The sequence below is a fragment of the Micropruina sp. genome (assembly GCF_027492755.1).
In the GTDB taxonomy this organism is placed as follows: Bacteria; Actinomycetota; Actinomycetes; order Propionibacteriales; family Propionibacteriaceae; genus Micropruina.
The window spans coordinates 1-12,848 of sequence record NZ_JAPUED010000110.1; the positions used below are offsets into that span (position 1 = coordinate 1).

General features: G+C 69.0%; 11 protein-coding genes, 1 tRNA gene and 1 pseudogene. 8 read left to right on the forward strand and 5 right to left on the reverse strand.

Annotation, left to right across the window (positions count from 1 at the left end; genetic code table 11):
• The coding region (locus Q0066_RS07705) for an FAD-dependent oxidoreductase (RefSeq protein WP_298131711.1) at positions 1–1,182 on the forward strand (1,182 nt) is incomplete at its 5' end.
• A 107-nt stretch (positions 1,183–1,289) separates the two neighbouring features.
• Here the strand turns inward: Q0066_RS07705 and Q0066_RS07710 are convergent.
• The 3 genes from Q0066_RS07710 to Q0066_RS07720 all read right to left on the reverse strand — a co-directional run bounded on the left by Q0066_RS07710 (position 1,290) and on the right by Q0066_RS07720 (position 2,827).
• Positions 1,290–2,465: a low temperature requirement protein A gene (locus tag Q0066_RS07710; protein WP_298131712.1), complete on the reverse strand. Its 1,176-nt coding sequence runs from the start codon at positions 2,463–2,465 to the stop codon at positions 1,290–1,292.
• Positions 2,462–2,614 carry a hypothetical protein gene (locus Q0066_RS07715; protein WP_298131714.1) on the reverse strand — a complete coding sequence of 51 codons (153 nt, stop codon included), beginning with the start codon at positions 2,612–2,614 and terminating at the stop codon, positions 2,462–2,464. Before Q0066_RS07715 ends, Q0066_RS07710 begins: the two co-directional genes overlap by 4 nt.
• A gap of 127 nt (positions 2,615–2,741) precedes the next feature.
• Positions 2,742–2,827: transfer RNA gene (locus Q0066_RS07720), tRNA-Leu, on the reverse strand.
• 180 nt (positions 2,828–3,007) lie between these two features.
• On the opposite strand from Q0066_RS07720, the gene Q0066_RS07725 reads away from it, so the two are divergent.
• From Q0066_RS07725 to pknB, 6 genes and pseudogenes are all read left to right on the forward strand, one after another.
• Entirely contained in the window at positions 3,008–3,718 is a 711-nt protein-coding gene (locus Q0066_RS07725) for a DUF3662 and FHA domain-containing protein (protein ID WP_298131716.1), read from the forward strand.
• Positions 3,711–4,190: an FHA domain-containing protein gene (locus tag Q0066_RS07730; protein ID WP_298131718.1), complete on the forward strand. Its 480-nt coding sequence runs from the start codon at positions 3,711–3,713 to the stop codon at positions 4,188–4,190. The genes Q0066_RS07725 and Q0066_RS07730 overlap by 8 nt, the downstream gene beginning before the upstream one ends.
• A 2-nt stretch (positions 4,191–4,192) precedes the next feature.
• A complete protein-coding gene (locus Q0066_RS07735) occupies positions 4,193–5,554 on the forward strand; it encodes a protein phosphatase 2C domain-containing protein (protein WP_298131720.1) in 1,362 nt (453 codons plus the stop codon).
• A pseudogene (locus Q0066_RS07740) lies at positions 5,548–6,888 on the forward strand (FtsW/RodA/SpoVE family cell cycle protein); the annotation flags it as partial. The gene Q0066_RS07735 and the pseudogene Q0066_RS07740, both read left to right, overlap by 7 nt.
• A 308-nt stretch (positions 6,889–7,196) precedes the next feature.
• Positions 7,197–8,612 (forward strand): penicillin-binding protein 2, encoded by a 1,416-nt coding sequence (locus Q0066_RS07745; protein ID WP_298131724.1) that lies wholly within the window; start codon positions 7,197–7,199, stop codon positions 8,610–8,612.
• Between the two features lie 66 nt (positions 8,613–8,678).
• The gene (gene pknB, locus Q0066_RS07750; RefSeq protein ID WP_298131725.1) at positions 8,679–10,433 is read left to right on the forward strand and encodes a Stk1 family PASTA domain-containing Ser/Thr kinase; all 1,755 of its coding nucleotides are present in this window, start codon (positions 8,679–8,681) and stop codon (positions 10,431–10,433) included.
• A 183-nt stretch (positions 10,434–10,616) separates the two neighbouring features.
• Here the strand turns inward: pknB and Q0066_RS07755 are convergent, their stop codons facing one another.
• The gene (locus Q0066_RS07755) at positions 10,617–11,249 is read right to left on the reverse strand and encodes an aminodeoxychorismate/anthranilate synthase component II (RefSeq protein ID WP_298131727.1); all 633 of its coding nucleotides are present in this window, start codon (positions 11,247–11,249) and stop codon (positions 10,617–10,619) included.
• A gap of 43 nt (positions 11,250–11,292) precedes the next feature.
• Positions 11,293–12,054, reverse strand: a complete 762-nt coding sequence (locus Q0066_RS07760; RefSeq protein ID WP_366521506.1) for a DUF881 domain-containing protein — start codon at positions 12,052–12,054, stop codon at positions 11,293–11,295.
• 59 nt (positions 12,055–12,113) lie between these two features.
• Here Q0066_RS07760 and Q0066_RS07765 point away from each other — a divergent pair, with 59 nt between their 5' ends.
• Positions 12,114–12,404 (forward strand): cell division protein CrgA, encoded by a 291-nt coding sequence (locus Q0066_RS07765; RefSeq protein ID WP_298131729.1) that lies wholly within the window; start codon positions 12,114–12,116, stop codon positions 12,402–12,404.
• Positions 12,405–12,848: the final 444 nt, after the last annotated feature.

Sequence of the window (12,848 nt, forward strand, 5' to 3'; positions counted from 1 at the left end):
GGCGGTCCCGCCGGGATGGTGTGCGGATTGTTGCTGGCCCGGGCCGGGGTGCGGGTGACCGTGCTCGAGAAGCACGACGACTTCTTCCGCGACTTCCGCGGCGACACCGTCCACCCCAGCACCCTGACCCTGCTGGACGAGCTGGGCCTGGGCCCGGCGTTCGACCAACTGCCGTACAGCAAGCTGGAACGCGTCCAGGTGCCGGTCCGGGGCGGCGGGGACGTGGTGGTCGCCGACCTGACCCGGCTGCGGCTGGCGCGGCCCTACATCGCGATGACCCCGCAGTGGGACTTCCTGAACGTGCTCGCCGCGGCGGGCGAGGCGGAACCGACCTTCAGCTTGCGGATGGGCACCGAATGCCTTGAACTGCTCCGGTCCGGCGGGCGGGTGGTCGGCGTCCGATGCCGCGGCCGGGACGGCGAGGAGGAACTGCGCGCCGATCTGGTGATCGGCTGCGACGGCCGCACCTCCGGCGTCCGCGCCGACGCGCTGCTGCCGCTGACCGAACTGCCGGTCCGGTTCGACGCCTGGTGGTTCCGGCTGCCCACCGAGGTGAACGTCGGCTCCAGCCTGTTGCCGCGCACCGGCCCTGGCTCGGTCTTCGTGATGATCCCGCGCCGCGGCTATGTGCAGGCGGCCCGGCTGATCCCCAAGGGCAGCGACGCCGAGCTGCGCGCGGCAGGCATCGGCGCACTCCGCGAGGCGATCGCCGGGGCGGCACCCGAGCTGGCGGACGCCGCGTCCGGGCTGGAGTGGGACGAGGTGAAGCTGCTGGACGTCCGGGTCGACCGGCTGCGCCGCTGGTGGGCGCCCGGCCTGTTGTGCATCGGGGACGCCGCGCACGCCATGTCGCCGGCCGGCGGCGTCGGGGTGAACCTGGCCGTCCAGGACGGCGTGGCGGCAGCCCGGCTGCTGGCCGCTCCGCTGCTGCACGGACGGCTCACCGACGCCGACCTGGAGGCCGTCCAGCGGCGCCGCGAGTTCGCGGCACGGCTCACCCAGGCCGCCCAGCAGCTGGTGCATCGCGGCATCGACGCCCTGCTGAGCGGCGGCAGCGCCCTGGAGATCCCGCCCCGCGCGGCTGCCGTGCTGCGCCGCCTGTCGTGGCTGACCGCCGTCCCGGCCTACCTGGTCGGGGTGGGCGTCCGTCCCGAACACGCCCCGGCCTTCGCCCGCCGGTGACGATGGTCAGACTTGTCGAGATCCGAGCCACCACTGGTTGAGCCTGTCGAAACCACTTGTCAGCAAACGCACCGTCCGAGCTCCCGACAAGCTCGGCCACCGTGCTGTCAGCTCTCAGCCTCCGGCAGCGGGGGACGCAGCACCAGCACCACGACGAGCAGCGCCATGATCACCGCGGTGAGAGTGATCGGCACCGGAAGCAACGGGTCGAGCAGCACCAGCACGGCGGCCACCGGGATCGCAGTGTTGACCACCCGGTCGGCATGGTCGCGGATGGCGATCCACCAGACGCCGAGCAGGAAAACCGCCACCGGCCCACTGACCGCGAGGGTGACCAGCGCGGGGCTCAGCTCCAGGTGCTGGGTGAGCTGGTCGATCTCAAGTTCGACGCCGGCGGAGAAGGCGCCCGCCGAGGCGAAGACGAAGTAGTGCACGTAGCCGTAGCGCAGTGATCGTCTGAGGCTGGTGATCGCGCGGTGGTGCGGCGGCCAGAAGTACAGCCACCACAGCGAGGCGGTGACCACCAGGGCCAGGATCGCGATCCAGATCAACGGGCCGAGCGTCGCCTCGTCGTGCAGTGCCCCGATGACGGCGTTTGCCGAGGCGAGCAGGCTCTCCCCCAGCACGATCAGCGTGAAGCATCCGTACCGCTCGGTGATGTGGTGCGGGTGCCACGGGGTGAGCCCGTTGCGTTCGGCGACCAGCGGAACCGACAGCTCCGCCGCGACCAGCAGCACCATCACGTACGGCTGCACGCCGTGAGGGAGCACCAGCATCACCAGCCACAGCAGCTGAACCGACACGATGCCGAGGGCGTAGGTCAGGGTCGCCTTGCGACTGGCACCCGCCCGCCGCGACGCCCGCAACCACTGTGCGACCATCACCACCCGCATCACCACATAGCCGAGCGTCAGGACGGTGAAGTCGCGGTCGACGAAAACCGGTTCGATGCCGGCCGCCAGCACCAGCACGCCACCCATCTGGAGGATGGTCAGCACCCGGTACAGCCAGTCGTCGGTGTCGAAAGAGGTGGCGAACCAGGTGAAGTTCATCCAGGCCCACCAGATACCGAAGAACACCACCGCGTAGGAGAACAGCCCGTCGACGAAATGCCCCTCGGCCAACTGGTGGTGCAACTGGGCGGCTGCGATGCTCACCGCCACCACGAACACCAGGTCGAAGAACAGCTCCAGTGAGGTGGCCGCCCGGCCCGGCTCGTGCGGATCCCTGGGTCGCATCGGCACGAGCCGCAGCCGCGCCGGCAGCACATGGTGGTCTGTCACGGAGCCTCCTGGAGACGGTGGCGGCGTCCGAATGTCCGCCGCGCCGCATTCTCCCGCATGATCGCGGGTCGGCCCACCGCTCGGAAGCTGCCGTTGCACTTGCCGATCACGGACGCCTCGATGACCAGCAGCAGGACCGCCATGATCACCGCGTTCTCCTTCGAGAGACCGCGTTCTCCTCCGAGAGGAAGCCACGCAGGGCATCGAGAGCCCCGCGGGCCGCACGACAAAGGCCCCCGGCTCGGGAGATATTCCCTAGCCAGAGGCCTTTTCGCCTGGTGCGCGAGAGAGGAGTTGAACCTCCACGTCCTTTCGGACACACGGACCTGAACCGTGCGCGTCTGCCATTCCGCCACTCGCGCGTGCCGCTCAAGGCGACCCGGAAGAGACTAGCACAGCACCGAGGGTGCCCCTGACCACCGCCGTGACATCGGCCGCCGTCGCAGGCCGCCGCATCGGCCGTCCGAATGCCTCGACCCGCGCTCCAGACCCCGGACGCCGCGGTGAGCTTCACTCCGGACCGTTCCACTACTCTGTTCCGCATGGGAGTCTTCGATCGCGTCGAGAAGAAACTTGAGGGCGCCGTGAACGGCGTCTTCGCGCGCGCGTTCAAGGGCGACGTCCAGCCGGTGGAGATCACCGCCCGGCTGCAGCGCGAACTCGACGCCGAGGCGAAGCTGCTCACCCGTGAACGCCGGCTGGTGCCGAACGACTTCACCGTGCAGCTGTCCCGGCATGACCACGACCGGCTCGCGCCCTACTCGAAGATGCTCAACTCCGAGGTCATCCCGCAGCTCAACGAGTACGCCGCCGGCAAGGGCTACATCTTCAACGGTCCGGTGACCATCGACTACGAGCTGGACGAGTCGCTGCCCACCGGGCGGTTCACGGTGCACAGTGCCGCGGTCGCCGGTGTCGACGGTTCGGACGCCTCGGCCACCCAGATCCGCCGCGCCGCCCTAGTGCTCGAGGTGAACGGGGTCCGGCATCCACTGAATCCCCCCGGCCTGGTGATCGGACGCGGCACCGAGGCCGACCTGCGGATCAACGATCCCGGCATCTCCCGCAAGCACGCCCGGATCGTGGTGCTGGGTGAGGGTGAAGAGCAGCAGATCGCCATCGAGGATCTCGGCTCCACCAACGGCATCGTGATCGACGGCCAGCGCGTCCGGCAGGCCGACCTTCGGCCCGGCAGCCGGATCGAGATCGGATCCACCCGCATGTCGATCACCTCGCCGGGCTCCGATGTCTGATCTCGTCGTCCTCGCGCTGAAGCTGCTCTTCCTGGCCCTGTTGTGGCTGTTCGTGCTGTTCGTCGGCAACGTCATCCGCACCGACATGTTCGGCCGGAAGCTGGCCACCGACGACGCCGGTGAGTTGCGCAGCATCAACGAACTCAAGAAGCAGAAGCGCAAGGCCGCCCGGCCCGCCAAGAAGCTGCCCAGCCGGCTGCGGATCACCCGTGGCAAGCAGGAGGGCATGACCGTGCAGCTCGGTGAGATCGTCAAGATCGGCCGGGCCGCCGACTGCCAGCTGATCCTGGACGACGACTACGTCTCCACCCGGCACGCCCAGATCGTCCGCACCGACGCGGGCTACGTCGTCGAGGATCTCGGTTCGACCAACGGCACCTACGTCAACAACGAGAGGGTCACCTCGGCGACCCCGTTCGGCACCGCCGACACGCTGCGCATCGGGCGCACGCTGATGGTGGTGGAAAAGTAGTCATGACCTTCACGTTGTCCTACGTGGCCCGCTCCGAGGTCGGCCTGGTCCGCAAGAACAACCAGGATTCCGCCTACGTGTCGCCGACCATGCTGATGGTGGCCGACGGCATGGGCGGCGCGGCCGCCGGCGATCTGGCGTCCGCGGTGGCCGTCAACGAGCTGCGCGACTCCGACGGCGACTTCCGCGAGTCCGACATGGTCGAGGTCGCCGCCGGCGCCATCGGCCGGGCCAACGCACGCATCCGTGACCTGGTGGCGACCGACCCTTCGCTGGACGGGATGGGCACCACGGTCTGCGGTCTGCTGTTCGACGGCGAACGGCTCGCCATCGCCAACATCGGCGACTCCCGGGCCTACCGGCTGCGCGACGGTCACTTCGAACGGATCACCCGCGACCATTCCTGGGTACAGACCCTGGTGGACGACGGCAGGATCACCGAGGCGGAGGCGTTGGTGCATCCGCACCGGTCGCTGATCCTGAAGGTGCTCAACGGCCAGTCGAACCATCAGCCCGATCTGGAGATGTCCGACATCAAGGTCGGCGACCGCTACCTGATCTGCTCGGACGGCCTGTGCGGCATGGTCACCGACGCCGCCATCGAGCAGGTGGTCGGTGGCACCGATCCGGACGAGGTGGTCGCGGAGCTGATCCGGATCGCCTACGCCGAGGGCGGCCTGGACAACATCACCATCATCCTGGCCGACGTGGTGGAGGACGGCGAGCCGGGGCCGGTGATGGTGCTCGGGGCGGCCACCGAGGTCGACATCGAATCGGCCGCCGATTCCTCCGAGGACACCCGGCCGCTGCCGGTCGAGGGCGAACAGCTCGGTGACCCGCGGGCCCGGGAACTGACCGAACAGGAGCGCTACCAGCCCACCACCCGCGGCCGGACGGCGGCCTGGGTGAAGGTCGTGCTGGGCATCGTGGTGCCGCTACTGGTGATCGGCGGCGGGCTGTTCGGCTGGTATTCCTTCACCCAGACCAAGTACTACGTCGGCGACGACAACGACCTGGTGGCGGTGTTCCGCGGCGTCCCCGACACCGTGCTCGGCTTCCCGCTCAGCACCGTGCTCGAGGTGCACAACACCCACGTCAGCGATCTACCGCTGTTCTACCAGGAGCAGGTGCGCGCCGCGATCGTCGCCCCCAGCCTGGAGAGCGCGCAGGCGACCGCCGAACAACTGCGGGCGAAGGCCCAGCAGTGCATCGCGCAGCGTGAGGAACGCGCCCGGGCGACCAGCTCGCCGAGCCCGTCGAACCCGGCCAGGAACCCCAGCGAGTCGCCGAAGGCGACGCCGGGCGCGTCCCCGTCGGCGACTCCCAGCACCACGCCGTCCGCCCAGCCGCCAGGGGAATGTTGACCATGGGCGAGGTCGTCGTCTTCCGCAAGCGACGCGGTGTCGAACTGGTGATGCTCCTGCTGGGGATGGTCGTCGCCGTGGGCGGCTACGCCCTGGTGAACCTCAACATCTCCGGCGAACTGCCGAGCGGCTGGTACTGGGGCGTGGGCTGTTACGTGCTGATCGGCCTGGTCGCCCACGCGGTCATCCGCTGGCGCATCCCGTACGCCGATCCGCTGCTGTTCCCGCTGGTCTACCTGCTGAACGGCATCGGCCTGGTGATGATCAACCGGCTCGACCTGGGTAGCCGTCCGGTGATGCATTCGGCGGAGCTGCAGCTGCTCTGGACGGCCATCTCGGTGGCGGTGTTCGTGCTGGTGCTGTTCCTGTTGCGCGATCACCACGTGCTGCAGCGCTTCCCCTATCTGACGTTCCTGGCCGGCATGCTGATCCTGATGATGCCGCTGCTCCCGCTGATCGGCTTCGAGAACCACGGCGCCCGGATCTGGATCAAGATCGGCCCGTACAGCTTCCAGCCGGCCGAGTTGGCGAAGATCGTGCTGACCGTCGCCTTCGCCTCGTACCTGGTCGAGAAGCGCGAGGTGCTGGCGCTGGCCGGTGCTCGTTTCCTGGGTATCGATCTGCCCCGTCCGCGCGACCTGGGCCCGATCATCGTGATGTGGCTGGCCAGCCTGGCGGTGTTGATCTACCAGAAGGATCTGGGTACCTCGCTGCTGTTCTTCGGGCTGTTCGTGATGATGCTGTACGTCGCCACCGAGCGACCCAGCTGGCCGATCCTCGGCACCGCGCTGTTCGCCGCCGGCGCCTTCGCCGGCTGGCTTTTCTACGGCCACGTCCAGGTCCGGGTGGCGGCCTGGCTCGATCCGTTCGCGAACTGGGACCAGAACTACCAGATCATCCAGGGCCAGTTCGGCATGGCCTGGGGCGGGCTGTTCGGCACCGGTCTCGGGCTGGGCCGGCCCAATCTGACGCCGTTGGCCAAGAACGACTTCATCGCCGCCGCGATCGGCGAAGAGCTCGGGGTGGCCGGGTTGATGGCGATCATCGTGCTCTACGGCGTGATCGTGATGCGCGGCCTGCGGACGGCGCTGACCTCCAACGATCCGTTCAGCAAGCTGCTCGCCGCCGGTCTGTCGTTCGTCTTCGCGCTGCAGGTGTTCGCGATCATCGGCGGCGTCACCCGGCTGCTGCCGCTGACCGGCCTGACCACGCCGTTCATCTCCCAGGGCGGTTCGTCGCTGGTCGCCAACTACGCGATGATCGCGCTGCTGATGGTGGTCACCCACCGGGTGCGCCGTCCGACACCGCCGGCCGCGGAGCCGCAGCAGTCGCTGGCCCACGACACCACGCAGGTGATCAGCACACCGCCCAGCCGTCCGGCCGATCCCCAGCCGGTACCGGTGGGGGCCGCCGCGGCAACCACGCCCGTGCGGACCCCGGTCAGCGCCGACGAGCCGACGGCGGCGATCGCGACGCCGTCCGGTGCGGACGCGCCCACGATGGCGGTTCCCACCCCGTCCGGGCCGGATGAGCCCACCACGGCGATCCCGACGCCGTCCAGTGCCGACGAACCGACCACCGCGATCCCGACCGGAGGCGTCCCGGATTCTCCCGACGACACCCGGCCGGGCGGGAGGCTGCCATGAACGGTCCGATCCGTCGCGTCGCCGTGGTGGCGATGCTGATGACCCTGGCGTTGCTGGTCAACGTCAGCGTGAGTTACCTGGCCCGCCAGGACTCACTGAACGCCAATTCCCAGAATCGCCGGGTGACCGACGCCGCCTTCGCCCAGGACCGGGGCGCGATCATGGTCGGCAACACGGCGGTCGCCGAGACGGTGGCCTCGAAGGACCAGTTCAAGTTCCAGCGCCGCTACCCGCAGAGCGAGCTGTACGCACCGGTCACCGGCTACTTCTCCTATCTGTTCGGCTCGTCCGAACTGGAACAGAGCTACGGTGCCCAGCTCTCGGGCAACGACAGCTCCCAGTTCGTGAACCGGCTGATCGACCTGGCCACCGGGGCGAAGCCGAAGGGCGCCAACATCCAGACCACCCTCGACGCCCGCGCCCAGCGCGCCGCCTCGAATGCGCTCGGCAAGCTCAAGGGTGCCGTGGTGGCGTTGAACCCGAAGACCGGGGCCATCCTGGCGATGGTGTCGTCTCCGACCTTCGACCCCAACGATCTGGCCACCCACAACATGTCCGACTCGCAGAAGGCCTGGGCCGCGCTCACCAAGAGTTCGGCGAAGCCGATGTCGAACCGGGCCACCCGCGAGATCTTTCCCCCCGGCTCCACCTTCAAGGTGATCGTCTCGGCCGCCGCCCTGGACGCCGGCTACGAACCCGACAGCGAGCTGGACGCCTCGTCCTACAAGCTGCCCGGGACGAACACCGTGATCGCCAGCAACTGCGGTAGCCGGCAGACCCTGGCCCGGGCCCTGGCGCTGTCCTGCAACGCGGCCTTCGCCCGGCTCGGCGTGAAGCTCGGCGCGGACGCGTTGCGCAACCAGGCCGAGAAGTTCGGCTTCGGCACCAAGCCGCTGTCCGACATCGGCTCGGTGGCCAGCCGGTTCCCCGACCAGATCGACGTGCCGCAGACCGGGCTGGCCTCGATCGGCGGTTTCGACGTGGCGGCGTCCCCGCTGCAGATGGCGATGGTGGCGGCGGCCGTCCGCAACGACGGCGTCGTGATGCAGCCCTACCTGGTCGAATCGGTCCGCTCCGCCGACCTGCAGGTGCTCAGCCAGACCCGGCCCTCCCAGCTCAGCCTGGCCACCAGCGCCTCGGACGCCGCCAAGCTGCGGCAGATGATGGTCGGTGTGGTCGAGGGCGGCACCGGCTGGCGCGCGAAGGTTCCCGGGGTCACGGTCGGCGGCAAGACCGGAACGGCCAACTCGGACAACAAGCGGACGCCGTACGCCTGGTTCATCTCCTGGGCGGAGGATCCCGACGTGGCCGTCTGCGTCTTCGTCCAGGACGCCGAGATGGAGGCCACCGACGTGGCCGGCGGCCGGGTCGCGGCACCGATCGCCAAGGCAGTGATCGAGGCGCTGCGATGACGGCGGTCTCGTGCGGGGCTGCGCTCAGCAGCACAATGAACACTCCGACGAAGAGGAGACAACGGCATGGCTGACGAACCCAGGATGCTGGGCGGTCGCTACGAGCTCGGTCCGCTGCTCGGTCGCGGTGGCATGGCTCAGGTGCGGCGCGCCCGCGACATCCGGCTCGGACGGCAGGTCGCGGTCAAGCTGCTGCGCATCGACCTGGCCGGCGACCCCACCTTCCAGGCCCGGTTCCGCCGCGAGGCACAGGCCTCGGCCGGACTGAACCATCCCAACATCGTCGCCGTCTACGACACCGGCGAGCAGGCCGATCCCGACACCGGGGTGTCGGTGCCCTACATCGTGATGGAGTTGGTCGAAGGCCACACGCTGCGTGAACTGCTGCGCGACGGACGCAAGATCCTGCCCGAGCGCGCGCTCGAGTTCGCCGCCGGCGTGCTGGACGCGCTGGCCTACTCGCACCGGGCCGGCATCGTGCACCGCGACATCAAGCCGGCCAACGTGATGCTCACCGACGCCGGCCAGATCAAGGTGATGGACTTCGGCATCGCCCGGGCGGTCGCCGACACCTCGGCCACCATGACCCAGACCGCGGCCGTCATCGGCACCGCGCAGTACCTGTCGCCGGAACAGGCCCGCGGCGAGACCGTCGACGCCCGCTCCGACATCTACTCCGCCGGCTGCCTGCTCTACGAGCTGCTGGTCGGGCACCCGCCGTTCCGCGGCGACTCGCCGGTCTCGGTGGCCTACCAGCACGTCCGGGAACAACCGGTGCCGCCGAGCCAGCTCGACCCGCTGGTCAGCGCCGAGATGGACGCCATCGTGCTCAAGGCGCTGGCCAAGGATGCCGGCCAGCGGTACCAGACGGCGTCCGAGATGCGCGAGGACATCAACCGGCTGCTGGCCGGCCAAGCCGTCCTCGCGGTCGCACCGGTGCCCGAACCCGCCCCGACCAGCGTGCTCGCGGCGACGCAGATGTTGGACTCCCCCACCGACACCGCCGAGCCCACCGACACCGCAACCATCCCGCAGCGGGCGGTCGAAGAGAAGAAGCGGCGCCGCAACCCGTGGTGGTGGGGCCTGGTCGCATTCCTGGCGGTGCTGGGTCTGGGCTTCGGCACCTACTACCTGTTCAACCCCGAGGCCCGGGTCGCCCAGGTCGAGGTGCCCAACGTCACCCAGCGCAGCCAGGACTGGGCCGAGCAGCAGTTGACCGACGCGCAGCTGCAGTTCGTCGTCGATCCGATCGTCGGTGCCGATGACGAGACCGTCGGACGGGTGGTCAGCCAGAACCCGCCGGGCGGCGTCAAGGTGCCGGTCGGCACCACCGTCACCATTCAGGTCAACGTCGGCCCGAAGAAGGCGATGATCCCGACCAACCTGATCGGCATGTCGGCCTCCAACGCTGAGAAGGCGTTGAAGGAACTTGGCTTCACCACCGTGAAGAAGACGCCGGACGCCGGCAACACCACCGGGAAGCCGAACACGGTGACCAACGTCAGCCCCAGCTCCGGAGTGACTGTGACGGTTGATACCCCGATCATTCTGTACGTCGTGCCGGGCACCGGCATCGTGCCGAACTTCTACGGACAGACCCGGTCCGCGGCCCAGGCGCAGGCGGACCGCGAGGGCTGGGACGTCGAGTTCACCGAGGAAGAGAGCACCGAACAGCCCGAGGGCAGGGTGTTCAAGCAGTCCCCGGGGGTCGGCGAGGAGATCAAGCGCAGCCAGACGATCCAGCTGGTGCTGGCCAAGGAGCCGTCGACCCCGTCGAATTCACCCTCACCGTCCCCGACGCCCACCAAGTCGAACGACTAACCCGCCCACGTCATCCCGGACCACGTCATCCCGGCGAACGCCGGGATCTCCCCCGCTGGTTGAGCTTGTCGAAACCAAGCTCGGCTGAAGGCGCCTGCCCACGTCGTCCCGGCGAGCGCCGGGATCTCGCCGCACGGAGATCCCGGAGCAAACCCGGGATGACACCGCGGGCGAGAGCAGCTCTCAGCGCAGCGCCATCAGCGGCGTGAGTCCCTCGGCGCGCTTCGGCGCTCCTGCGTCGCCACAGACCGCGAGCCAGTTGGCCAGCATCTGGTAGCCGCCCTCGGTGAGCACCGACTCGGGATGGAACTGCACCGACTCGACCGGCAGGCTGCGGTGCCGCACCGCCATGATCACCCCGGACTCCGTGGTCGCGGTCACCTCGAGCTCGTCGGGCACCGTCGCCGGGTCGAGGGCCAGCGAGTGGTAGCGGGTGGTGGTCAGCGGGCTGGGCAGCCCGGCGAACACGCCGACCCCCTCATGCAGCACCTCGGAAGTCTTGCCGTGCAGCAGCTCCGGGGCGCGACCGACCACACCGCCGAAGGCGACCGCGATCGACTGTAGCCCGAGGCAGACCCCGAAGATCGGCAGCTGTCCGGCGTGCGAACGGACGACGTCGATACAGACCCCGGCCGACTCGGGCGTGCCCGGCCCGGGTGAGATCAGCACACCGTCGTAGCCGTCGGCCCAGTCGGCGGTGTCGAACCTCGGATCGTCGTTGCGCCACACGTCCACCTCGGCACCCAACTGGGCCAGGTACTGGACGAGGTTGTAGACGAACGAGTCGTAGTTGTCGATCACCAGGATGCGAGCCATGGCGCCATTCTCCCGCATCGGGCGCGGTTCCCCGGCACCGTGGTCAGCCCACGCGCTTCGCTTGGATGTCGAGGCTGCCGCGGTAGGCGGGCATCGTGACCGAGGCCTCGCGGCGCTGGGCATAGCCCAAGCCGTACGCGGTGACGTACTCGCGGTAGATCTGCACCGCGGTCGAGTCGGCCAGGCCCCGTTCCAGCCGCTCGGGATCACCGATGGCGGCGATCTCGTACGGCGGCGCGTACGGGACGCCGTGCAGCACCACCGAGTTGCCGACGCACTTCACCCCGGTGCGCGAGGTGACCCGCTGACCCTGAATTGTCATCGCCTCGGCACCCCCCGACCACAGGGCGTTCACCACGGCCTGGATGTCCTGCTGATGCACCACCAGCAGTTCGGGGCTGACCCCCGCCGGTTGCACCCCGGACGGCGCGTCGTCCAGGGTCACCACGACCGCGGGGCCCTTGACCGGGGTCTGGCCGGCGATCTCGGACGCCGCCCGCAGCTGGCTCTCGGGCACCCCGCTGCCGTCGTTCTTGGTCAACGCGTCCACCTCGCGGCGGAGCTTGGCGATCCGCTCGCCGAGTTCGGCGTTCCGCTTCGACTCGGACTGGATGAGCCCGGCCAGGTCGGTGTTGCGGTTGGGTCGCAGGTCGGTGCCGCCGGCGTTGATGGCGCTGGTGGCGATCATGAAACCGGCCAGCACACAGACCGCGAGGCTGAGCAGGCGACGACCCAGCCGTACCTCACCGGAGCGTCCGGACGCCCGGCGCAGGCGTGCTCGCGCCCGTGCCCACATCCGCTTCATGGAGGCGAGTCTAGAAGCTGGTGTTCGGCTGCCCGGCGGCGAGCGGTAAGATCATCGCCATGCCCGAGTCGAAGACCCGCAAGCAGGCAGCGGACAAGAAGAAGCAGACGTCCGGCCAAGCGGCGGCCGAGACGCGCAAAGAGCGCCAGCGCAAGGTCGCCGCGCCCGGCAGTCGCCGCTGGGTGCCGCCGACCTTCATCACCGTCGGCCTACTCGGTGTGCTCTGGCTCGTGGTCTACTACATCGCCGGCCACCTGATCCCGTTCATGAGCGATCTCGGCGGCTGGAACGTGCTGATCGGCATGGGCTGCATGGCGGCAGCGTTCGGCATCGCCACCCTCTGGAAGTAGTCCTTCCGGACTTCGTCATCCCGGCGAATGCCGGGATCTCCTGTGCACGCCACCGCTGGTCGAGCTCGGTGAGAACCTCTTTCGGCCACCGTTGGTCGAGCTTGTCGAGACCCTTCTGTGGTCGGTTCTTGGTGGTCACGTTCTGTTCCGCGGAGTGGGCCTGCACCCCGTCCCGCCCGTGCGCAGCTCGCCGCTTCTGCTTTCGTCTTTCAGACCCTGCGCGGGGGCTCGCGCGCTTTATACGAGGTCGGTCTACGACCGACGTTGAGGAGCGGAGCGACGAAACGCCCGACCTACCCGGACGGGGTGCAGCCCACTCCGCTTTGAAGTTACGTCTCTGCCGGACCCACTGCCCGCTGGTCGAGCTTGTCGAGACCCCTTCCGGGCGCCGTTGGTCGAGCTTGTCGAGACCTCGGCATATGACGGATCCGACCAGCTCAGTCC

Bases quoted from the DNA above. Each gene is read 5' to 3' on its own strand.
- Q0066_RS07725 (WP_298131716.1), top strand. From the start codon at position 3,008: ATGGGAGTCTTCGATCGCGTCGAGAAGAAACTTGAGGGCGCCGTGAAC.
- Q0066_RS07765 (WP_298131729.1), top strand. From the start codon at position 12,114: ATGCCCGAGTCGAAGACCCGCAAGCAGGCAGCGGACAAGAAGAAGCAG.
- pknB (WP_298131725.1), top strand. From the start codon at position 8,679: ATGGCTGACGAACCCAGGATGCTGGGCGGTCGCTACGAGCTCGGTCCG.
- Q0066_RS07745 (WP_298131724.1), top strand. From the start codon at position 7,197: ATGAACGGTCCGATCCGTCGCGTCGCCGTGGTGGCGATGCTGATGACC.
- Q0066_RS07760 (WP_366521506.1), bottom strand. From the start codon at position 12,054: ATGAAGCGGATGTGGGCACGGGCGCGAGCACGCCTGCGCCGGGCGTCC.
- Q0066_RS07730 (WP_298131718.1), top strand. From the start codon at position 3,711: ATGTCTGATCTCGTCGTCCTCGCGCTGAAGCTGCTCTTCCTGGCCCTG.
- Q0066_RS07735 (WP_298131720.1), top strand. From the start codon at position 4,193: ATGACCTTCACGTTGTCCTACGTGGCCCGCTCCGAGGTCGGCCTGGTC.
- Q0066_RS07755 (WP_298131727.1), bottom strand. From the start codon at position 11,249: ATGGCTCGCATCCTGGTGATCGACAACTACGACTCGTTCGTCTACAAC.